This window comes from Bacterioplanoides sp., assembly GCF_965219715.1.
In the GTDB taxonomy this organism is placed as follows: Bacteria; Pseudomonadota; Gammaproteobacteria; order Pseudomonadales; family Oceanobacteraceae; genus Bacterioplanoides.
This window is the reverse complement of sequence record NZ_OZ244785.1, coordinates 3062645-3084586: the sequence shown is the minus strand read 5'-3', so window position 1 is coordinate 3084586 and position 21942 is coordinate 3062645. Positions and strand designations below refer to the sequence as shown.

At 48.8% G+C, this 21942-nt stretch carries 17 protein-coding genes; 4 read left to right on the top strand and 13 right to left on the bottom strand.

From position 1 onward, the window contains the following. Positions 1-51: 51 nt before the first annotated feature. Entirely contained in the window at positions 52-744 is a 693-nt protein-coding gene (locus ACOQOZ_RS14505; protein ID WP_420588867.1) for a TetR/AcrR family transcriptional regulator, read from the bottom strand. A gap of 188 nt (positions 745-932) precedes the next feature. Here ACOQOZ_RS14505 and ACOQOZ_RS14500 point away from each other — a divergent pair, with 188 nt between their 5' ends. Together ACOQOZ_RS14500 and ACOQOZ_RS14495 are read left to right on the top strand one after the other, a co-directional pair. Continuing rightward, positions 933-2318 (top strand): flavin-containing monooxygenase, encoded by a 1386-nt coding sequence (locus ACOQOZ_RS14500; RefSeq protein WP_420588866.1) that lies wholly within the window; start codon positions 933-935, stop codon positions 2316-2318. Between the two features lie 13 nt (positions 2319-2331). Next, on the top strand, positions 2332-3150 hold the full coding sequence (locus tag ACOQOZ_RS14495; protein ID WP_420588865.1) for an SDR family NAD(P)-dependent oxidoreductase: 819 nt from the start codon (positions 2332-2334) through the stop codon (positions 3148-3150). 72 nt (positions 3151-3222) lie between these two features. Here ACOQOZ_RS14495 and ACOQOZ_RS14490 read toward each other — a convergent pair whose 3' ends face one another. From ACOQOZ_RS14490 to rhtB, 6 genes are all read right to left on the bottom strand, one after another. After that, positions 3223-6360, bottom strand: coding sequence for a hypothetical protein (locus ACOQOZ_RS14490; RefSeq protein ID WP_420588864.1), 3138 nt, complete (start codon positions 6358-6360; stop codon positions 3223-3225). Between the two features lie 191 nt (positions 6361-6551). After that, positions 6552-7394 (bottom strand): diguanylate cyclase domain-containing protein, encoded by an 843-nt coding sequence (locus ACOQOZ_RS14485; protein ID WP_420588863.1) that lies wholly within the window; start codon positions 7392-7394, stop codon positions 6552-6554. A gap of 93 nt (positions 7395-7487) precedes the next feature. Further along, positions 7488-7862, bottom strand: coding sequence for a DUF302 domain-containing protein (locus tag ACOQOZ_RS14480; RefSeq protein WP_420588862.1), 375 nt, complete (start codon positions 7860-7862; stop codon positions 7488-7490). 103 nt (positions 7863-7965) lie between these two features. Next, entirely contained in the window at positions 7966-9525 is a 1560-nt protein-coding gene (locus ACOQOZ_RS14475) for a hypothetical protein (protein WP_420588861.1), read from the bottom strand. Then, positions 9435-11102, bottom strand: a complete 1668-nt coding sequence (locus tag ACOQOZ_RS14470; RefSeq protein ID WP_420588860.1) for a hypothetical protein — start codon at positions 11100-11102, stop codon at positions 9435-9437. The genes ACOQOZ_RS14475 and ACOQOZ_RS14470 overlap by 91 nt, the downstream gene beginning before the upstream one ends. Positions 11103-11310: 208 nt before the next feature. After that, complete coding sequence (gene rhtB, locus ACOQOZ_RS14465; protein WP_420588859.1) at positions 11311-11940, bottom strand: homoserine/homoserine lactone efflux protein; 630 nt, start codon at positions 11938-11940, stop codon at positions 11311-11313. Positions 11941-12206: 266 nt separating this feature from the next. On the opposite strand from rhtB, the gene ACOQOZ_RS14460 reads away from it, so the two are divergent. Beyond that, positions 12207-12668 carry a helix-turn-helix domain-containing protein gene (locus ACOQOZ_RS14460; RefSeq protein WP_420588858.1) on the top strand — a complete coding sequence of 154 codons (462 nt, stop codon included), beginning with the start codon at positions 12207-12209 and terminating at the stop codon, positions 12666-12668. Further along, positions 12668-13246, top strand: coding sequence for a PIN domain-containing protein (locus ACOQOZ_RS14455; RefSeq protein ID WP_420588857.1), 579 nt, complete (start codon positions 12668-12670; stop codon positions 13244-13246). The genes ACOQOZ_RS14460 and ACOQOZ_RS14455 overlap by 1 nt, the downstream gene beginning before the upstream one ends. A gap of 2 nt (positions 13247-13248) precedes the next feature. Here the strand turns inward: ACOQOZ_RS14455 and ACOQOZ_RS14450 are convergent, their stop codons facing one another. The 6 genes from ACOQOZ_RS14450 to dnaA all read right to left on the bottom strand — a co-directional run bounded on the left by ACOQOZ_RS14450 (position 13249) and on the right by dnaA (position 21858). Then, entirely contained in the window at positions 13249-13479 is a 231-nt protein-coding gene (locus tag ACOQOZ_RS14450; protein WP_420588856.1) for a ribbon-helix-helix protein, CopG family, read from the bottom strand. A 135-nt stretch (positions 13480-13614) separates the two neighbouring features. Beyond that, positions 13615-15144 carry a KAP family P-loop NTPase fold protein gene (locus ACOQOZ_RS14445; RefSeq protein ID WP_420588855.1) on the bottom strand — a complete coding sequence of 510 codons (1530 nt, stop codon included), beginning with the start codon at positions 15142-15144 and terminating at the stop codon, positions 13615-13617. A 132-nt stretch (positions 15145-15276) separates the two neighbouring features. Then, on the bottom strand, positions 15277-17703 hold the full coding sequence (gene gyrB / locus ACOQOZ_RS14440; RefSeq protein WP_420588854.1) for a DNA topoisomerase (ATP-hydrolyzing) subunit B: 2427 nt from the start codon (positions 17701-17703) through the stop codon (positions 15277-15279). A gap of 302 nt (positions 17704-18005) precedes the next feature. Continuing rightward, positions 18006-19094: a DNA replication/repair protein RecF gene (recF, locus tag ACOQOZ_RS14435; protein ID WP_420588853.1), complete on the bottom strand. Its 1089-nt coding sequence runs from the start codon at positions 19092-19094 to the stop codon at positions 18006-18008. A 12-nt stretch (positions 19095-19106) separates the two neighbouring features. Next, the gene (dnaN, locus tag ACOQOZ_RS14430; protein ID WP_420588852.1) at positions 19107-20207 is read right to left on the bottom strand and encodes a DNA polymerase III subunit beta; all 1101 of its coding nucleotides are present in this window, start codon (positions 20205-20207) and stop codon (positions 19107-19109) included. A gap of 16 nt (positions 20208-20223) precedes the next feature. Then, on the bottom strand, positions 20224-21858 hold the full coding sequence (dnaA, locus tag ACOQOZ_RS14425; protein ID WP_420588851.1) for a chromosomal replication initiator protein DnaA: 1635 nt from the start codon (positions 21856-21858) through the stop codon (positions 20224-20226). Positions 21859-21942: the final 84 nt, after the last annotated feature.

Below are 21942 nucleotides of genomic sequence, written 5' to 3'. Positions count from 1 at the left end.
CGGAAAAGGATGATTCAGATTAGGTCAGCTGCGCTGAAATGGGAGGAAAGATTACGAAAGGCAGGCATCGCTTGAACCGTCTTCAAACAAGGTTTTTTCCAGCGAACTCATCAGTGACGAGCTGATTATATGTTTGGCAATGGCAATCAGTTCATGGCCTTCTTCCTGATCCACCGACAGCGCCAGCCGGATCGTAGAACCAGACAAGTGCATCGCCAGAAACAGCATACGCTCCAGTCGTTGCCAATGTGCTTCTGGAAAAACATCGCGGAAGTGTTCGAATAACAAGGCTGCATTACGGCGGCTGTCTTCAATATCCATGTTCTGCATGTTCTTATCTGCGGCGGTGCTGACCCAGATATCGCGGATCACCGGATCGTGGCAATACAGCTGATGGAACTGCTCAAATAAAAACTCCAGCGTCTGCGCACACTGCTCCAGAGTCTGGGGTTTTTCCTGCAGTGCCATCTGCAGCATCTCATTAACCTTATCCAGATAATGCTGCGCTAAAGCGTGAATAATCGCCGCTTTGTTAGGAAAGTACTGATACATGGAGCTGGCGGTCACACCCGCACGAGCCGCGATATCCTGAATTTTCAGCCCGGCGCTGCCCTTCTCTTCGATCAGCTGTTTAGCCGCATTCAGAATGGCTTCAACCCGCTCACGGCTGCGCTGCTGGCGCGGCGTACGTTGCTGCGAGGTCGACTCTGCCTGGCTTTCGGACTGCTTATCTAACTGGCTCACACTAACAACCTGGGTAACTGACTGGGCGAAACGAACCGCGCCAGTGTACCGCAAAGTTCACCTCACAGGCCAAACCTGAATTTATTTCAGGTTTTGATTGACGCCGCCAGCAATACCCCTTTAGAGTAAAACCTGAAACTTATTCAGATTTAGTTCCTAATCACTTTGGCAGATCAGCGGAGGCGAAAATGAGCATTCAGCAGAACACTCAAAATAACGATCAGGTAGCCATTATCGGTGGCGGCCCGGCGGGCTTGGCCACAGCACGAGCACTCAGCCAGCTCAGCATTCCTTTCACTCTGTTTGAAAAACATTCCGATGTGGGTGGGATCTGGGACCGGAGAAATCCGGGCTCCCCGATGTATCGTTCAGCGCACTTTATTTCGTCCAAAACCATGTCTGGCCACGAAGGCTTCCCGATGCCAGAGGCGTATCCGGATTATCCGTCGAACCGACAGATCCTTGATTACATTCGTGACTTTGCCGATCAATACCAGCTGAAAAACCACATCCGTTTTAATACGCAGGTCGAAAAAGCGGAAAAAACGGAAGCCGGTTGGCAAGTTAAATTTAAAACCGGCAACGAAGACAACATCCAACAACAAAACTTCCGCTGGCTGGTGTGTGCCAACGGCACCAACTGGCACCCGAATCGACCAAGTTTTAACGGTGAAGAAAACTTCAACGGCGATATCATGCATGCGGTGAATTATCAGGATACTGATCAGTTAAAAGGCAAACGGGTTTTAGTGGTTGGCGCTGGTAACTCAGGCGTGGATATCGCCTGTGACGCGGCCTTCTCGGCAGATCAGGCGTATATCAGTCTGCGTCGTGGTTATCACTTCTTACCAAAGCATATCTTTGGCGAGCCAGTTGACGTATTTGGCTCTAAATCGGGCTGGCTACCCATGTGGGTTCAACAGCAGACCTTTGGTTTGTTGTTACGTTTAATTAACGGCGACCTAAGTCGTTTGGGCTTACCAAAACCAGATCATAAAGTGTTGTCGAGCCACCCGATCGTCAACGGCCAGCTGCTGCATTATCTGCAACACGGGGATATCAGCGCCTGTGGTGATATTCAGCAATTAAACGGTAACACCGTTACCTTCCGCGACGGCAAGCAGGTGGAAGTGGATCTGATTATTCTCGCCACCGGCTACAACTGGCAGTTGCCGTATCTGGATGCTTCCGTTTTCCCGTGGAAAAATAATCGCCCACAAACCTTTATGAAAATTTTTAACCCGCAGCAAAACGATGTATTTATTAACGGCTTTGTTGAAACCAATGGTGGTGCTTACAAGTTATTCGATGAGATGGCGCTGTTGATTGCACACAGTATCGAGGCGCAACGTATTAACGGCCGTGAAGCTGAGAAATTACAGAGCTACATCAACGGCCCTGAACCACAGCTGAGTGGCAGCGTCAGCTATGTTGATAGCCCACGACACACCGGTTACACCAACTCCGATGCCTATCGCGCAGCGATGAAACAAATGCGTGCCCATATGAACTGGCCAGCGGCGGAAGAGTTTTATTCTTCACCAGAAAACGTTTTAACCGCTGCTGCGGTGTAACAGGAACATCCAGATGACAGCTAATAACAATAAAAAGACGGCCTTTATCAGTGGTGCTGCCGGTGGCTTAGGTCAGCAAGCAGCAGCTCTGTTCGACAAGTTGGGCTACCGCTTATGGCTGAGTGATTTTAATCAGCAACAGCTGGATGACCTGAAACAGCGCTACCCGGATGCCATTATCGACCAGACCGATCTGACTGATCCGCAACAACTGGAAGCGCTGTGTCAGGTACTGGAAGCATACTCGGATGAACTTGCCATTGCTTACATCAACGCCGGTATTTCTTTACCCGGTCGGGTCATTGATCTGCAGCGCAATCAGCTCAAAGCTCAGTTGGATATTAATCTAAATGCGGCTGTGTTTCTCATGCATGCCTGCGCGAAAAAAATGGCCGTTCAAAAAAGCGGCCACATCATCGCTACCGCTTCAACCGCTGCGCTGATTTCACTACAAGATGGCGCTCCCTACAGCGCCAGTAAGTTTGGCTTACGGGGATTTTTAATTGCGCTGGCGGCCGAGTTAAAACCCTTGGGCATCAGCGTTTCGGCCTTGTACCCCAATGCCATCGATACCCCCATGTTGCGCTTTGAAGCAGCCAATGGCGGCAGTTCATTAAATTTCCTCGGTGATCCATTAAAGCCAGAACAAGTTATTGCGGCACTGGAAAAAGCATTAAAAGGTAAAAAGCTGGAGTATTTTATTCCGGCCGCCGATAGCCTTACCGCCAGATTGGTCTGCACCTTTCCTGGTCTGCTGAACCGCTTTTATCCGTTGCTGAACTGGCTGGGAGAAAAAGGCCGGAGCAAGTATCTGCGTAGCCTGAAGTCCTGATCAGGCAAAACAAAAAAACCTCTGACGCCTGTGCGCCAGAGGTTTTTTATTGGCCTCGTTTTATCTGGCCGACTATTTAAATACGCTCAGCGGCAAACGCGCGCCTTCAATAATGCCCGATGTACGTACTTCACCGGTAAGCAGCAGGCTCTTACCATCATTGCTCAGTCGCAGCAGCCCCAGGCGATCACCAACACGAGCCTCGGCTGATAATTGTGTACCACCCTTCACATCCCGCAGAATCAAACGATTCAGACCAGTGTCGTTAGCCGGAGAAATTACAGCGATACGATCACTCGATGGAATAAAGATGAAACGACCATTATCTTCCGCCGCGACCTGTTTTTGCCAACGACTGTCCGTCAACGAAACCTTATAAAGTTCGCGACCCGGCAAGTTGCCTTTACCCATTTCAGCCAGGACGTAACTGCCATCCTGACTCAGAGTCATGCCGGTTAAAAGCAGCGCCTCATCAACTGCCTGGGTAATCTTTTGCGCCTGGCTGCCATCCAGATTTACCCGGTAAATACTGCTGACAGCATCGGCGTTGCGGGAACGGTAAACAATGGTTTGGGTTGCTGGAATCTGTGCAATATTCATCGCACCGGAACCATTCGCGGCACCGTATAACAACACACTTTTGTCGTCTCCCTGTCCGCTGATTTGTCGCGCGGTACCGCCGTTAACACTGATCGCTTTTAACACCGCATTGCTACGATTGTTCTCTTTAACCTCGAAGCGATACACCAGAGTTTGCTGGTCTTCACTCAGCCAGAAAGATCGATACGACGTGTTGTGATACACATCATCCACCAGGCGGATGGTTTCGGAGCCATCGATACGGCTTTTGTACAGAATCGAGCGATTGCGTTTCACCGGATCCATCAGGGTGTAATACACCCAGGTTGAATCTTTTGCGATCAGCGGCCAGAAGAAATTACTCGAACTGAAATCAAACATCCGCAGATTATCCGGCGACAACTTTTTATTGTTACTGCCATCGATATCAGCCACATACAGTCGGTCTTCAATACCATCACGCGCAGGCCCGCGACCGGAGTGATACAGCACTTTGCGACCGTCCGGCGTCAGCTGAAACGCGCCCTGATTACCGGTATCAACGGCAACACCACCCTGCTGTTTGGCATTCAGCACCTGAGTTTGGCCAGCTTTGAGCAGGTACAACAAGCCGTTATCAGACGACAAAATAAATCCGCCAGCCACCGGCTTGGCTCGGAAAAATCTGGCCTGGTGCTCGCCGTTGGCAGCAAAGGTAATCGGCTGTCGCTGGCAGTTATCTGCATTAACCAGATACAAAGCAGACTGATCACCCCGCATGGTATTCAATACTAACTGGTCTCCGACTGCAGAAAAAATCAGCGTACCTGAGGAAGTAATGATGTGTTCATCGGACGCCAGACTGACGCTGCATTGGTTGCCTTTATGGTTGATATGTAAGGACACCGGGCGGTAAGTAGAAGAACGGCTGATCAGCGCCACAGACTCCCCTTTGGCACTTTCAATCATCAGCTCAATGTCATCGTCGATCAACTTCGCCATCGAATCGCTGACATTCACCAACTGTGATGAAGTCACATCGTAGCGATACAACAGCTCGCGAAAGTTGAGGTCTGCCTCGAAAGAAAAATAGTAATGATTACCCAGCCAACCCACGGCATTGTTGTCTCCGCCACCCGCTTTTACCTCAGGTGAAATTTTCTTATTCAGGCTGCCGTCCATTGCTGCCAGATAAATCGCTTCCGGAACCGGCTGATCACCATAAACCTCACGGGTTCGGTAACTGATAAAACGTCCGTCAGGGGAGACACGCGTGCGTCGTAGTTGATCAACCCGAGCTGACTCCGATAATCCATTGCTCAGGTGAACTTTATTGCCATCATCGGCAATGGCGTAAAGCTGATAATCTTCGATCAGCAGCAGCCGACCCGCAGCTTTGGAATATTGGACTTCAAGGCCTCCTGTGCTTTCCACACTGCCCAACTTGCTTAATACGCTGGTCTGTTTATCCAGGCGGTAAATGTTTTTATCCGTGCTGGTGAAGAAGAAGTTATCTTCATCATGCTCAGGAGTGCGCAATCTCGAAACAGCCGCATCACCACTGGCGGCAGTCATCGTCGCACTATCCAGTGCAACGCGGTAAATCCGGCTGGCCGTATCCGTATCGGCATACCAGCGAATCCAGGCCTGATTATTATCAATGGCTAACAGCGGGTCCGTCAGGCTGGAATAATCACGGTGATATCCACCAACCTGCTTCTTATTACCGCCGCGAATATCGCTGATAAACAACCGCGCATTGTTGTCTTTATCATCCTCACCGTAATGCAGATACAGCAGCTTCTGACCATCCGGCGTCGCAGCAAACGCAAAACTTTCGTTGTAGCCAAAACTGCTGCCAGAGGTGATATCCGTGGCGATCTGCTGCGAGTCGCTGCCATCGACCGCCACAGACATCAGCGAGTACACCGAGCGGTAACGGCCGTCGACAACCTGCCTTTCGCGAACCATATAAACCACCCGCTGACCGTCAGCGGTTAATACTGGTTTGCGATTCCAGCGAGCACGGGCGTCGTCATAACTGCTCGGGCTTTCGACCGAATGGATATCGTTGGCCTGGCTGAGTCGGGTTGTCTGCTTACTGTTACGATCATAGATATACAGATCATTCAGGTAGGTTTGCTTGCCCTCAACCCGGCGGACGACGGTAAACAACAGCTTTTGATCATTAGCCACTGACCAGGCGTTTTTTACTTCAAGCTCACCACTCAGCACTGTTCGGCCGCTGGCCCGCTCAATCACCAGTTGGTCGGTTTTCGTATCAACAGCGATAAACTCGGTCGCCGTAGCGTTCATTGCGATTAGTTGGTTATCGTTGGCATAAAACGGAACAGGACGAATATCACCCGCGGCGTTCAGTGCCATCAGGTGCAATTCCTCGGCGGCCGATGTAAAACCGCGAACAAATAGCTGATTAGCCCCTTGGGATACCTGGGTAAAGCCATAGGCGGGAGATTGATGGCTCAAGGGTGGATGCAACACCTCCATCTGCTCACTGCCCGGCAACAAACCCGAATTGTCGCCCTCCTTACCACCACCTGACGATGACGAGCCGCCACACGCAGCCAGTAATACTGCCGAGGCGATCGCCCCGGCTCCCAATAAACGTCGCGCTGTCTGACCAGATCCCATCGTTGCCCTCCCCTAAACTGACTAAACTATTAGTTTCAGATTCAGCGCCCATTCAAGCATCAAGGTCAGGTGGACTCCAGTGAAATTAAGACAATTCAGCTGTGACTTTTAACCCAGATCATGGAATAGCGGACAGGTTCTGCCACGGGTTAGAAAGGTTTGGATTTAACAGACAGATGTAATGTGAAAACTCAGCCGCAAGGTTGCTCAGACCAGGCTTCGACACAGCCAAGATCTTCCTTTTTAGCGCGATACATGGCGATATCAGCTTGCTGCAATAATTCCTGACCACCACGACCGTGAATTGGCCAGACAGCGATACCAATGCTGACACCCAGCGTGACTTCCTGCTGCTTCAGCAACATGGGTTGCTGACAGGCGGCGAGGAGTTTCTTCGCCACCTGGTGGGCTTCCGCCGCCTCGGTTTTGGGCAGAACCACAGCAAACTCATCGCCTCCCATGCGACACAGAGTGTCTGATGCGCGCAGTTGTTGCAGCAGTCTGGGGGCAACGGTGGTCAGCGCGTCGTCACCGGCGGCATGCCCCAGCGTATCGTTAATGTCTTTGAAGTTGTTGAGGTCCATCACCATCACAGCAAAAGGATCGGCGCGGCGACCAGCAGCTGCAATGGTGTTCTCCAGCGTAATAAACAGACTCTTGCGGTTCGGCAGACCCGTCAGCGAATCATGCAGCGACTGCTCGGCATATTTCTCGGCGATGTCCTGGATTTTATTGAGACTGGCGAGACTCATACGCGTCACCATAAAGACAAACCAGCCACCACCGGCAAACACACCCGCAATGATCAGACTGATCTCCGGCAACATATCTTTGTTCAGCATGTAATACAGCACATAGAGGTAGCCACCGATAAACCCCATCACCATAAAAAACAGCACGCGCCAGCCCAGCTGCTGTCCGGTGCGATGACGGCATATATCGGTTAACGGGCCAAGGCTGAGTAACAGCCCGAACAGGCCAAAGATAAACAGAAAACTAACGATGATGGACTCCCCCGAAATCGGGTAATACAAGGAGTATAACCAGCCAACAAGGGAGAAAAATCCGAAATAGTTAGGATTTGTTAACCAGCACCCAACTATTTTTGTAACAAGTGATCAATAAAACTAGTTGCTCAGCTCGGCTTCAAGAGCGGCGAATAATTCTTCGATTTTCTCCAGTACCGGATGGCCTTCGACGGCGTACTGCGACGAGTAATCGGCTGCTGTCTGATGCAGCAACTGGGTTTGACCGCCGTTACTGACAAGCGCCAGGCGAATAGGCAGATCCAGCGCCATGGTGATGTCTTTCTGCATCAGTTTCGTGCCCGCCAACGGGTTACCAAAAATCAGTGTGCGCGCTTCCGCCAGTTCCAGCTCGACACCCTGTGCATTCGCCTGATGGTCGATTTCGGCAAAAATGGTAAAGCCTTTTTCGCTCAAAGAGTTGCGAACGTGGGCAACGGCTTCGGCGACGGACAGATTCAGGTTGGTGGTTTTCATAACGGCTACCTCAAAACAATTGAGGTAGTCAGACAGCAAACGTCCCTGTTTGCTTCAAAAAGCGCCGATGATTTTGCGGATCAGACTGTTTCAGTCTCTTTTCTCATAACTTTTTATCGTTTTGTACTTCCTGAGGCACGCGCCAATTAAACACTGAGGCATTTAACGCTTGTTGCTCCAACTTATGCCAAAACAGAGTATAGGAGCCGTCACTGCGCAATTCCGCACTCTCTGTACTGGTGCCGACAGATTCAAGAAGACCTGCACTCTTCTTCGTTGAAACCGTCAGATTCTCAATAAAAGAACGATCATCCTGATTATCAATTAACAACACTTCGTCTTTGTTCAGCTGAACAATATCGGTATAGGGTTTCTTAACACCTTTCAGAAAACCTGTCTGACCATTGGAAATTTCATAGATAAAACTCTTACCGATGCTCCCTTTAGCCTTGATTAACAATGTTTCGTCGAACCAGCCAAAAGAAACTATTTGCTCCGGAATTGTTGACGGCGAAGTTAATTGCTCAGCGAAACTACCATCCAGATTCACGCTGAAGATATCACTGCGACCTTCTCCACTCCGGCCCGCATAAACTACCTTACCGGTATCTGTTACCAGCCATCGGCCTATGCTATCGATTCTGGAAAAAACAGTCGCACCATCAACATTTTCTTTTAATTGGCCAGTAATCTGTTTTGCATCTCCGTTAGTAGTAGAAACAGCAAAGAGGCTAGCCTTACTATTATTGCTACCTTCAAGCAGCAATAACCCACTGCTTTCCAGTAACTGCCAATCATTCAGTACAGTGATGTCTAAATTTGTGGCCAGCTCGGTACGACCATTCTCCTGAAGGTCATATTTAAACACCGATATTCCATCATCCCCCTCACGTAAAGCAGTGAAATATAACCATCGTTTATCGGTACTAAAATGTACTCGACGACTCCAGAAGTCATCCAGTTCTTTGTCAAAGAGTGGAGAGTTTTGTTCAAGAAAAAGAGTGCCACCAGGGTTCAGTTTGCGTGCATTCTTGCCATCATCTCCGATATAGATAAGGTCTGCTGCCAAGCCCGATGCTAGTGAAGAACGTGCAACAAAGAATAACCGACCTTCCTGGCTCAAAAAGTACTCGCTACGCTGAAGTTTAAATTTATTTTGATCCGGGTTGTTCAACTGCTTTGCAGCCTGACCATCTATTCCGATTACAAACAAATCTCCTTTATCGTTGGCCAGCCTCAATTTTCTGTCTCCCCCCAACTCTAGCTTTAACGGGCGTGATAAGGCGCCATTGTTACCGAAAGAGCCCAGCAGACTTCTGTTTTCACAGGTACGGCTATCAAGTCGGCGTAAGTCATTTGACTCCCTTACACCGGATTGGTACATCACCTGATAGAAAATATAATTGCCGTTAGCCTGGACTAAAGCCTCCCTATTGCCATAGGGAATGAATGCACGAGAAGGAGCATTAATCGTACAGCGCTTACCGCTATCCATCCGGTGGCTTTCGAGCCTTACTGCTCCAGACTTATTGTCCTTAATAAAGACTGCATCAACAGCCGAATTTGAAGAAGTTAAAGTTGAAGCGACATACTCAGTGACAAACTTACCCTCCCGGATGGCAACCGGGATAATACTCCCTGAGTTGCGATCAAACTGATACAACGTTTGTTCAGCGCCGTAAGTGAAGAGAACCAGACTCCCCGACCAGGCCAACAGTCTATTATCTGCGGGAAGTGATTTGGTAACTCTGCATCCGTAGGGGTAATTGATACAAGATTTTCGCCATCGATATCAGAGACGTAAAAACGCGATAAAGACAGCGGATTTGATCCGTAACGAGCCTGAATAAACAAGCCCTCAGCTGATGGGATATATTGATAGTGCAGACTACTGAAACCACGCATAACACCCAGGTCGATAACTTTTGTGGTTCCATTTAAAAAAGTCAGTACTGGTTGGAAATACGAAGTGGCCGCAGCCACTTGTTGTTTTTCGTATAAAACTGCATTTATAGATTTAATATACTGCAGGTTCTGATATCGAAATGCGCGATCAGTCGCACCAGCATTGAGAGCAACTAGCGCTCCATCAGACTTAATCTGGTACAAAGTTTCTGGCTCAGCATCTTGACCAAACCGAAGTAGTGTAGAGAAAAATATTTTGCCATCAGCAACGATGGCATTATTAACTTTTTTGTCACCACTAATTTTCATTAAGCCGGAGCCATCCGTGCTCACCTTATAGAGAGCTACCCCAGCCTGAAAAATCACAGTGTTTGTATTCAAATACATGACATTGGATAACTCTGTATCCAGGTCCAGTCCCTGCGATAGTTGCGAAGGTACCGCACCGTCGAGCTTGCTCAACCAGAGCTGGTACTTTCTGTCGTCGGACTGAGTTTGATAAACCACCGACGTTTCATCAGTAGTTAAACGAAAGCCATGTCCTGATTGAATGGGCTTAACCTGGCTCGCCAGTAACTTGTGACTTGTACCATCAGATACGTATAACCCATACAAGGACAATGACGTTTCATGCTGAGCTCGTTTAAGGAACAATACTTGACCATCTGAGTTAACCAATGGTCTTGTCAGAATTGAATGTCGGTTATCTCCAGATACTTCCCCCGATTGCCCCTGATCAATCAGAACCAGTTCTTTGTTTTGCAGAGCATATGAATAAAGATTAGAAGGCCTGTTATTTTCTGACTCAGAGATAAACAGCAGGTATTTTTGATCCTTACTAAACCAGAATTTATCATCAGCAACTCTTTCGGTGCTTATCTGCTCTTGCCCACTGGAGGAGTGGCGATACAGTAACCCCTGCACATCACGGAAGACGCTAATACTGCCATCGTTCGTATAAATCTCCGTGGTGTCTCCACCTGGATCAGGTGCATGCAAAAGCTCCACACTGGCCTGCGGCAGCTGAAGCGTAAAAGCACGTGCCTTATTACTGCCATCAAGCACACCAGACAATCCAACGAGAGGGCTGGTCTGAATTTTCCCGGGGGTCAGAGGGCGAATCTGATATGGCTTCTTGTTCCCAACAAACTCAGAGTTAAGCGCAGTTATACCGGGCTTTGCCGGATAAGGAGCAGATCCAAGATCAACAGTGGTAGCAGGATCCGCTGACCCCGAAGTGGGCGTGGATGATCCCTCGCCGGAACAAGCGGATAAACCCAACGTTAATATCAAAGTGAAGCAGTGTAACAATCCTGAAAATGGTCGCAGCACCATGAAAATCCCTATCTAACGAATGTATAAGCAGCTGAGTAATCTATCACATCAGAGGATTTACAGCCTGCCGGATAGGGTGATACATGGTGTAAAAGCAGAACATATAGATGCTGCATCAGATTGCTAACAAAGGAGATTCGAATTATTTCATGCCAGAAGTGGTTTGCTTCCCAAACCACTCTTGAAAGCATCAATTATTAACTGAGTACTAAGCCGACTTATTACTGTAACTTGCCATTAATCCTGCCGCCGCTACAAACATGCCGCCGAAGATACGGTTCTGTAATTTCTGATGTTGTTCGCTCTTCATCCAGCGTGATAAACCCGACGCCAGGCTGGCGTAACCAATCATCACCAGCACATCAACAATAATCAGGATGCTGCCCATGATGCTGTATTGCAGCACCAGGTTGTCAGCATTCGGATTTACAAACTGCGGGAATAACGCCAGCAGGAATACAGTCGCTTTCGGATTCGTAAGGTTCACAAACGCCGCCTGCCAGAACTGTTTCCCGCTGCTTTCGGTTTTACCGCCCAGCAGCTCCATCTCTAGTGGTGGTTGGGTCCACTTCTGATAACCGAGATACACCAGGTATAAAACACCGAACCATTTGATCAGCTCGAACGCCAGTTGCGACTGAGATAACAACGCACCCAGGCCAACACCAACCAGCACCACCTGAACGCCATAACCCAGCTGCAGACCCATAATCGCAGGCAAGGCGCCTTTAACGCCATAACGCAGGCCAGTGCTCATGGTATTCACCGCACCGGCACCGGGTGACACTGAAATCAGGATGGATGCGGCTAGAAACGCCAGGAATACTTCTAAAGCCATAACAACTCCGCTGGAAAACTTATATAGCTGGATCTGGAAGTGTGAACTTTAGCTCAGGCGACTGTTCTGGTTAAGAGACAGTTTTGGGGTTATGAAGCGGTACAGATGGTGGAGGCGTGAGCCGAATAGCGCTTCTAATCGGCTCACTGGATGAGCCGATTACGGGAATTATTCGGCTCATCTTAAAAATTCCTCATTTGTTCATTTCGTTTATTTCGATTAACCTTCAATCTAACTGTTTCGTTTATTTCGAATAAGGAGGGCTTATGTCAGCCAATCGCGCTAACAATGTCGATAAGCTGCCCAGTAAGGATGACGTTGAAACTGCCCGGGTATCCAGCCGTACTCTGGCAAAATATGCTGATCAATCCCGGGTAAAGCTCAGTATCGAAGGGGGTCAGGGAAAAGATGAACTGATTCTTCCTGGCCCGGCACTGGATCTGTTATTGAATATTCTGGGCGAAATTTCCCAGGGTAATGCAGTTAACGTGATGCCGGTTCATGCTGAACTCAGCACTCAGGAAGCAGCCAATCTGCTGAATGTCAGCCGTCCGCATCTGGTGAAGTTGCTGGAAAGTGGTGAGATCGGTTTTACTAAGGTTGGAACACATCGGCGAGTGTTGGCAAAAGATGTGATCGCCTATAAACAGGCAACCGATGCCAAACGTACTGAAGCTCTGGATGAGCTGGCTGAAATCGCGCAACTCAATGGAATGGGATATGACTAGTGGCCAAATTCACCGTTATCTTTGATGCATGTATTTTGTATCCCGCCGTCGTGCGGGATTCAGCCATGCGGCTGGCGATGACGGGCCTCTTTAAAGCGCATTGGACAGATCAGATTCATGATGAGTGGATTAACGGCCTGAAGCGCGAAAAGGATGAAGAGGGAAACCAGCGAATTCCTGATCATGTTCTGCTTCGCACTCGCGAGCTGATGGATGCACACGTCTACGACGCCAAAATCGAAAACTATGAACATCATATTGAACATGTTCAGCTACCCGATCCAGACGATCGCCACGTAGTTGCAGCGGCGATCAAAGCCAATGCCGATGCGATTGTTACCTACAACCTGAAAGACTTTCCCGCCGAATACTTATTGCAGAACTTCAATCTGGAAGTGATACACCCTGATGATTTCTTTCGTTATCAGTTTGATCTGCATCCAGCTGTCGCCATTGCAGCATTTAAGAACCAATGGCTTGCTCTGAAAAAACCACCTATGGCTCGGGAAGAGTTTTTGGTCAGGTTGAAGACAAACCAGCTAATTCAGACCGCTGGTTTTCTCGAAGGGTATTTATAACTTCAATTCTGAGGGAGCTCGCCCTCACCCTCTCCCCAGTTCGTCAGCCAATCACCGACTTCTTCTGCACTGATCTGGTGGTCCGGAGACTGGCCTTTCTGCTTCAGCTCTTCTCTTTCGACATAATCGTTAATGGCGAGTTGAAGTAGCTCGGAAACACTAAGGTTTTGAGCTTCAGCTAATTGCCTGACTCGTTGTTCCAGATCTTTATCCAGTGTGATTTTGGTTTCCATTACCGGATCTCATTGGGTGAGCCGCTAAAATTTACAGCTTCTTTGGGGGAATGTCGCGCTGGCTTCAGGTTAGGGAGGATGAACTATTTTGATTAAGCGTCAACCATCCGGAAATTCCGGATGGTTGCGAATTGATCAGGTTAAATCTGAGGCCATATCAATTAGGTCCATGTAATCCTGACCTTTAATTTTAAATACCTCATAAAGATTCGAATACAACCTTTTCAAAAAAACATTGGAAGCCGAGTTACTTGCTTCTACAACGTTATGTAAATCACTTGCATAGAAAAGCTTCGACATCTGTAATAGATGATTAAAGTGAAGACTAATCGTTTCTCTTTCATATCTTCTAATAAAGTTTCCAGAGACACTTCTGTGAACAACCCCAAATTCCAAACTTAGATTTAAGTTATTCATGCGATTGCTAATACTTCCATAACTCTGAGAAAAATCCATTGAGTCATGGGAATTTGCACTAAACCCAACAGCTTGGTTTACAAATAATTTTTCATACAACTCCCTACTCGATATCTGCAAGGCAGAGGTCAATGCAATATAAATCCAGACATACTTCTTCCTTTTGTTTTCGGTATTTATTGACGCCCACAATCGCTCTAACCATTGCCCGGTAGTCCTCAAATCAAAGTCATAAACCGATGCCAAATTCGTTAAATTAGTTAGTAGTTGTTGCTCAGTTAAGAGCAGCGACTCGTCACATGTATTAAGAAGTACTTTACTTAAATATTGTTCGTAAGTTGGATGCGATTTTATATATTCCCTTAAGCTTGGTTTTTTCAAAGAAAAGCTTCTGGAAAAGAATCGATATAAATATTTAACTGAGTTAAACCCCTCTCCATAAACAGCTTTGATTGAATGCTGAAGCTGACCTGTATCAGTGGCTATTACAAATACCATACCTTTGATATCAAACAGATGCTTAACCGTTTCTAACAGTTCAATTGCGTAGGTAGGTCGACAGCGATCTAGCTCATCAATAAATACAAACATTGGAAGATCAAGTTCATCGTTTGAATCAACAACTTCCTTTAGCCAGCCTTGAATGGCGTTTTTAAAAAACTCTAATTCGTTCACTTTCTCGGAGTGATCCGCCAGAGCTACTTCAAATACTTTCCCAGCAAAGAGCGAGAAGTCTTCTGCGCCATTAGTATCACTTCCGTCGTACTTTAAGTCGGAAATAGTCTGGACTTCATCGTCACCAAATTTGGTGATATCAATACCAGAAACTTTTTTGGTTATCCCACGCATTAATTCTGGTGCGACTTTTTTGCTAAAGCGCCAGCCTTTCTCTGCAAGGTTTTTAGCCTTTTCAGCTCCACTTTCTGGGGTCTTTGATTTGAGGTAATTAGATATAGCAGAGATTACCGCCAGCAAAGGTTCATCTGAAAAATCATGTTTCCAGGCATCAATATAAACGGCAGGATGGTCTTCCTTGATCGTGTGATACCAACGCTGTAAGAAGTAGGTTTTTCCAGCTCCCCACTCAGCATTGAGATTCATCACATAGTTTTGGTTATCTAACGATGATAAAAAATCAGTGAGAAATTCAGCGTATTTACCACGATCAAGTTTGTCAGAGCCGATGTGAATGTTAGGCAGATCACCTTCAACATCTTCGGAGAAAGGTTTGCTCCAATCAAAATCCATTTCTATTACCTACAGAACTATTAATTAATTAGCCGTAGGTTACGGTAAATCTGCCCATACCGACAAACAAAAAAGGGAGCCATCGGCTCCCTTTCTTATGCTAAGCGTTCGCTGATAAATAATCGCTCTGAATCAGAAATCCAGGTTCGATACATTCAGCGCATTCGCTTCAATAAACGCACGACGTGGTTCAACGTCATCACCCATCAAGGTGGTAAACATCTTATCCGCGCCGATGGCGTCTTCGATGCTCACTTGCAGCATACGACGCGCTTCTGGATCCATGGTGGTTTCCCACAGCTGTTCCGGGTTCATCTCGCCCAATCCTTTATAGCGCTGGATGTTGAAGCCTTTTTTCGCTTCGTTCAGCAGCCATTGAACCGCATCCCAGAAATCTTCGATTTCATGGTGGTTACGATCGCCTTCACCACGCTGGATGTAAGCGCCCGCTTCCAGCAGACCAGACAGTTCTTCGCTCATGCCAGCCAGTTTCTGGTAACCAGAGCCGGAGAAGAAGTCCTGATCCAGGATGTATTCTTTCGGAATACCGTGGGTAATCACGTTGATGATGACTTTGTTGTTGCCGCGCTCTGCGTCAGCACCGGAAGTCACTTCAAAGTGAGAGCCGCTACGGCCAGCGTCCGGCAGGTTAGTAGCCAGCTTATTCGCCCACTCTTCCACCTTGGCAGAGCTGCTCAGGTCTTCCACGGTTAACCGCGGCAGAGTCAGCATCTCGTGTAATGCTTCACGTGGAACAAGGTTGCTCATGCGAGTCACCGTGTCTTGTGCGTCGCGGTAGTCATCAACCAGCTTGGCAAAGGCTTCATCAGAGATCGCTGGCGCGTCTGCATTCGGGTACAGAGCCGCTTTCTCCAGTGCAACGTGGGTCAGGTAGCTTTCCAGCGCTGCTTCGTCTTTGATGTACTGTTCCTGCTTACCACGCTTGATTTTGTACAGCGGTGGCTGAGCAATATAGACGTGACCACGCTCGATGATTTCCGGCATTTGACGGAAGAAGAAGGTCAACAGCAGCGTACGAATGTGCGCACCGTCGACGTCGGCATCGGTCATGATAATGATGGAGTGGTAACGCAGTTTGTCCGGGTTAAATTCTTCGCGGCCAATGCCACAACCCAGTGCGGTAATCAGGGTGCCCACTTCGGCAGACGATAACATCTTGTCGAAGCGTGCTTTTTCTACGTTCAGGATCTTACCTTTTAACGGCAGAATCGCCTGGGTACGACGGTCTCGGCCTTGTTTGGCGGAACCGCCGGCCGAGTCACCCTCCACCAGGTACACTTCGGAAAGTGCCGGGTCTTTTTCCTGACAGTCAGCCAGCTTACCTGGCAGACCTGCGATATCCAGAGCGCCTTTACGACGGGTCATCTCACGTGCTTTACGGGCCGCTTCACGGGCACGGGCAGCGTCGATCATTTTACCAACCAGCTCTTTCGCAGCTTGTGGGTTCTCTTCCAGATATTCTTTAAACAGACGACCCATTTCCTGCTCAACCGCAGGCTTCACTTCGGAAGATACCAGCTTGTCTTTGGTCTGAGAGCTGAACTTAGGATCCGGCACCTTAACCGAGATAATCGCGGTTAAACCTTCACGAGCGTCGTCACCGGTGGTGGCAACCTTGTTCTTCTTGTCCAGGCCTTCAGCGGTGATATAACCGTTCAGGGAGCGGGTCAGCGCCGCACGGAAGCCTGCTAAGTGGGTACCGCCATCGCGCTGTGGAATATTGTTGGTGTAGCAGTGAATGCTTTCCTGGAAGCTGTCGTTCCACTGCATGGCCACTTCTACCGCCATACCGTCTTCACGTTCAGCATTGAAGTGGAAGACTTCGTTCAGGGCGTTTTTGCCTTCGTTCAGGAATTCCACGAACGACTTCAGGCCACCTTCAAACTCGAAGATATCTTCTTTGTCGGCAACACGTTCGTCTTTCAGATGAATTTTCACACCTGAGTTCAGGAAGGATAACTCACGCAGGCGCTTGGCCAGGTAGTCATAGGAGAATTCGGTTTTGGTGAAGGTTTCCTTAGAAGGCAGGAAAGTCACCATAGTGCCGTTAGTTTCAGACACGCCTACTTCTTTCAGCGGGTAATCAGGATCACCGTGGGTGTATTCCTGCTCGTAGATTTTGCCGCCACGACGAATGGTCAGCTTCAGCTTCTCAGATAAAGCGTTTACAACCGAAACACCTACACCGTGCAGACCGCCGGATACTTTATAGGAGTTATCGTCGAACTTACCGCCGGCGTGTAATACCGTCAGAATAACTTCAGCGGCTGAGCGCCCTTCTTCCGGGTGCATTTCGGTTGGAATACCACGGCCGTTATCGGAAACCGATACCGAGTTATCCGGGTGAATTACAACAGTGACCGTATCACAGTGACCAGCTAACGCTTCGTCGATGGAGTTATCTACCACCTCAAACACCATGTGGTGCAGACCTGTACCGTCGTCGGTGTCACCGATATACATACCGGGGCGTTTCCGTACGGCATCCAGTCCCTTCAGGACCTTAATACTCGACGAGTCGTAACTCTGCTCTGACATTGGTGTTCCTCTGTTCTTTTTAGTCTTTCAGGCCTGTATGTACCTGGGCTGAAATTCGACATAACAAATCGGAGAAGTGTAACAAATTTGACGGCACAGTGCTTGTTTTAGGAGGCTTGTTTTAAGCGATATCAGCAGCTTGGATGGGGTTCGTAGGGTTACGCACTGAATCATTGGGATATTGCCTTACGGGGCGCTACAAGTTCATCCCTGAAGGCTAATAAATCACGTCCCTGTAATTTACCCCTGCAGGCAACAACACCAATGCTTCACCGCAACCTAACGCTCAGGACTCAGGGAATTCAGACTGCCGATTCTTCAACAACCACGCCTTGTTCCACGTGGAACATTTTGCTGGCGGTGGGTTGCCAAACGTCCGTGAGCTTCTCTTTATCGATGCTGGTGATAAAGACCTGACAGTCGAGATCTTCCAGCAACTTACATAATGCATGGCGGTGTTTTTCATCCAGCTCAGACGCCAGGTCATCCACCAGATAAATAGTGCGACGTTGGCTCTCTTGCTGGAACAAGGCCCCCTGGGCAATCTTCAGCGCGGAAACCACTGTCTTTTGCTGCCCACGGGACAAAATCTCTGCAGCCGGGAGTTTACCCACCTTGATGCGTAACTCGGCTCTGTGAGGCCCTGATTGGGTGTAACCGATAACTAAATCACGCTCCTGCTGTTTCTCCAGCACATCAGCCAGTGGAGTGTCTTTATCCCAGCCACGGTAATAGGCCAGCTGCACATCAATGCTGTCATCGAGCTGATTCAGGATACGTTCGAATTCCGGCTTAAAACGCTTCAGATAGGTTTGGCGATGTTTATCGATCACTTCAGCACTTTCGATAAAACCGGAAGTCCAGGTTGGCAACCATTCCAGTTCTTTTTGCTTCAGCACCGAGTTGCGCTGTTTCAGCTGTTTACGGAACGTTTTCCACTGTTCCATAAACTTGTGTTCCACGTGGAACACTCCCCAGTCGATAAACTGACGACGCTCTTCAGGAGAGCCGGACAACAGCTTAAAGGTATTGGGGTCGATAATCTGAACCGGCAGCCAGTGTGCGGCTTCCGCCTGGGAAGTCAGCACAGAGCCGTTCAGTTTTAATAAGGTATCGCCACTTTTTAAGCGCAGACTATCCATGGTGCACAAACCACGTTCTTCATCGTCGACTTCGAGAAACATCTCGATGCGATCAGACTCGTGATTCAATACATGCTGAATTTTGGAGGTACGGAAGGATTTTCCAGAGGCCATCAGAGCAATGGCTTCTAACACGCTGGTTTTACCGCAACCGTTGTTGCCGTAGATAAAATTAACGCCCTCGTGGGGCGTTATTTCCAGCGGCTGCAGATTGCGCACACCGCTGACTTTTAATTGCCGAATTGGCATAGAGTCCGAATCCTACAGACGCATTGGCATAACAACATACATCGCATCGCCACCTTCTGGCTCTTCTAACAGCGCAGAAGAGTTAGCGTCGGACAATGTCATTTTCACCTGCTGAGTATCCAGTACGCTCATCACGTCCTGCAGGTAAGATACGTTGAAGCCCATTTCCAGTGAATCACCGTTGTAATCCACACCTACGGACTCTTCTGCTTCTTCCTGTTCCGGGTTATTCGCAAACACTTTCAGCAGTTCTGGTTCCAGTACCAGACGAACGCCACGGTACTTCTCGTTCGACAGAATCGCAGTACGAGCGAATACAGAACGTAATTCCTGACGGTCAGCCAACATTACATTGCTGCCATTTTTAGGAATCACACGACCGTAATCCGGGAACTTACCGTCCACCAGTTTCGAGGTGAAGGTGAAGTTTTCAGTGGTGGCACGCAGGTGGTTGGTGCTCAGCGCCAAAGAAACGCTGGCTTCCGGATCGGTTAACAGCTTAGCCATTTCCAGCACACCTTTGCGTGGCAGGATGATTTGCTGTGCGGTATCCGGACCGGCAATTTCTACCGTAGCAGTCGCCAGGCGGTGACCATCAGTGGATACGGTACGCAGGCCGTTAGCCGTGACTTCGAACAGCATACCGTTGAGGTAATAACGCACGTCCTGCTGAGCCATGGCAAAGCTGGTGCGGTCGATAACACGACGCAGCTTGTTTTGCTCCAGCACAAAGTGCTGCTCGCCAGAGATGTTTTCCACATTCGGGAACTCGGTCGCTGGCAGCGTAGATAAGGTGAAACGGGAGCGGCCGGAGCGTACGTTTACGCGCTGATCGTCCTGTTCGATGGTGATTTCTGCACCGTCCGGTAAGGAGCGGCAGATATCCATCAGCTTTTTCGCGGGTACAGTGATCTCACCTTCCTGGCCAACTTCGTCGAGAGTGACACGACCAACCAGTTCAACTTCCAGATCTGTACCCGTTAAAGACAGCTGCTGACCCTGAACTTCCAACAACACGTTGGACAGTACCGGCAGCGTTTGGCGTTTTTCCACCACGCCGGCTACCAGTTGCAATGGGCGCAGAAGGGCTTCCCTAGAGATAACGAATTTCATGGTTCTCCACTCAGATCTAGGTTGTCAGTGAACGCAGTAAGTTCTTGTAATCTTCACGAACGTCTGCAGTCGTTTCCTGTAACTCTTTGATTTTACGGCATGCGTGCAGAACTGTCGTGTGGTCTCGACCACCAAACGCAGCTCCGATTTCCGGCAGGCTGTGATTGGTCAGTTCTTTGCTCAAAGCCATCGCAACCTGACGAGGTCGGGCGATGGAACGCGTGCGGCGCTTAGATAATAAATCAGACAACTTCAGTTTGTAATACTCAGCCACAATTCGCTGAATATTATCGATACTGACTTGCTTATCCTGCAGAGCCAACAGGTCTTTTAGTGATTCTTTAATAAAAGGAAGAGTAATGTCACTGCCGGTAAAATGCGAGTTCGCAATTACCCGTTTCAGTGCCCCTTCCAGTTCCCGTACGTTAGAACGGATTTTCTGGGCAATAAAGAAGGCTGCGTCGTCTGGCAGGTGCACATTACTCTGCTCTGCCTTCTTCATTAAGATAGCTACCCGGGTTTCCAGCTCAGGTGGTTCAACCGCAACGGTTAAACCCCAGCCGAAGCGGCTTTTCAGTCGTTCTTCCAGGCCATTAATCTCTTTTGGATAGCGGTCACAGGTCAGAATCATCTGCTGCCCGCCTTCTAATAAGGCATTAAAGGTGTGGAAAAACTCTTCCTGGGAGCGTTCTTTACCGGCAAAGAACTGGATGTCATCAATTAACAGCGCATCCAGACCGCGGTAAAAACGTTTGAATTCGTTGATGGCGTTCAGCTGTAGCGCTTTCACCATGTCCTGCACGAAGCGTTCGGAATGCACGTATAACACTTTGGCATTCGGATCTTTGCTTTGCAGATAGTTACCCACAGCGTGCATTAAGTGAGTTTTACCTAAGCCCACACCACCATATATAAATAGTGGGTTGTACGAGCCACCGGCGTTCTCCGCTACCTGACGAGCCGCGGCATGGGCCAGCTGGTTCGATTTACCCTCAACAAAACTCTGGAAGGTAAAGTTGGTATTCAGGAAGCTCTGATGCTGTAGGCCACCTTCTACCTGCACTTCACGCTTGGGTTTTACCGGCTGACGCGGAGCAGGAGCCAGATTACCACTATTAAAAGGTGCAAATGCCGGCGCCTGACTGACAACCGGAGGGGCTTCGTTAAAACCACTGTTGTCTGCCGCTAATAAATCCCCTTGCTGTGGCGCGTTATCGGCCATCGAAGGTGTTTGAGCCACCTGGGAGAAATCATCAGCATCAAAACCGGTTCCGGCCGATGCAGTAGGCTGAGCAAAGGCAAACTCTTCTTTTGCCGGAGCAGGAGCAGGCGCAGGAGCGGGTTGAGGACGCGGAGCCGGCGCACGCTGCGGCTGACTGGCCATTTGTGGACGCTGGAACATCGGGCGCGCCTCGCCTACCACCACATCAACGTGAGTAATCCGGCCGCCATTCAGCTCCGACATAATCTCCTGAATGCGCTGCAGGTATTTATCCTTAACCCAGTCTTTAACAAAACGATTAGGTGCACTCAGGCTCAGCTGGCCGTTGTCGTCGGTGCTGGCAACCAGTGGTCGTATCCATGTGTTGTATTGCTGTGCGGGTAATTCGTGTTGTAACTGACCCAGACAGTCTTGCCACAAACCTGTCACGGCTACCTCAATTATCAATATTTAAGCGAGCCGCATAGTGTACCCAAGGCGAACTGGGTTATCCACAGAGATTAAGAGAAAATT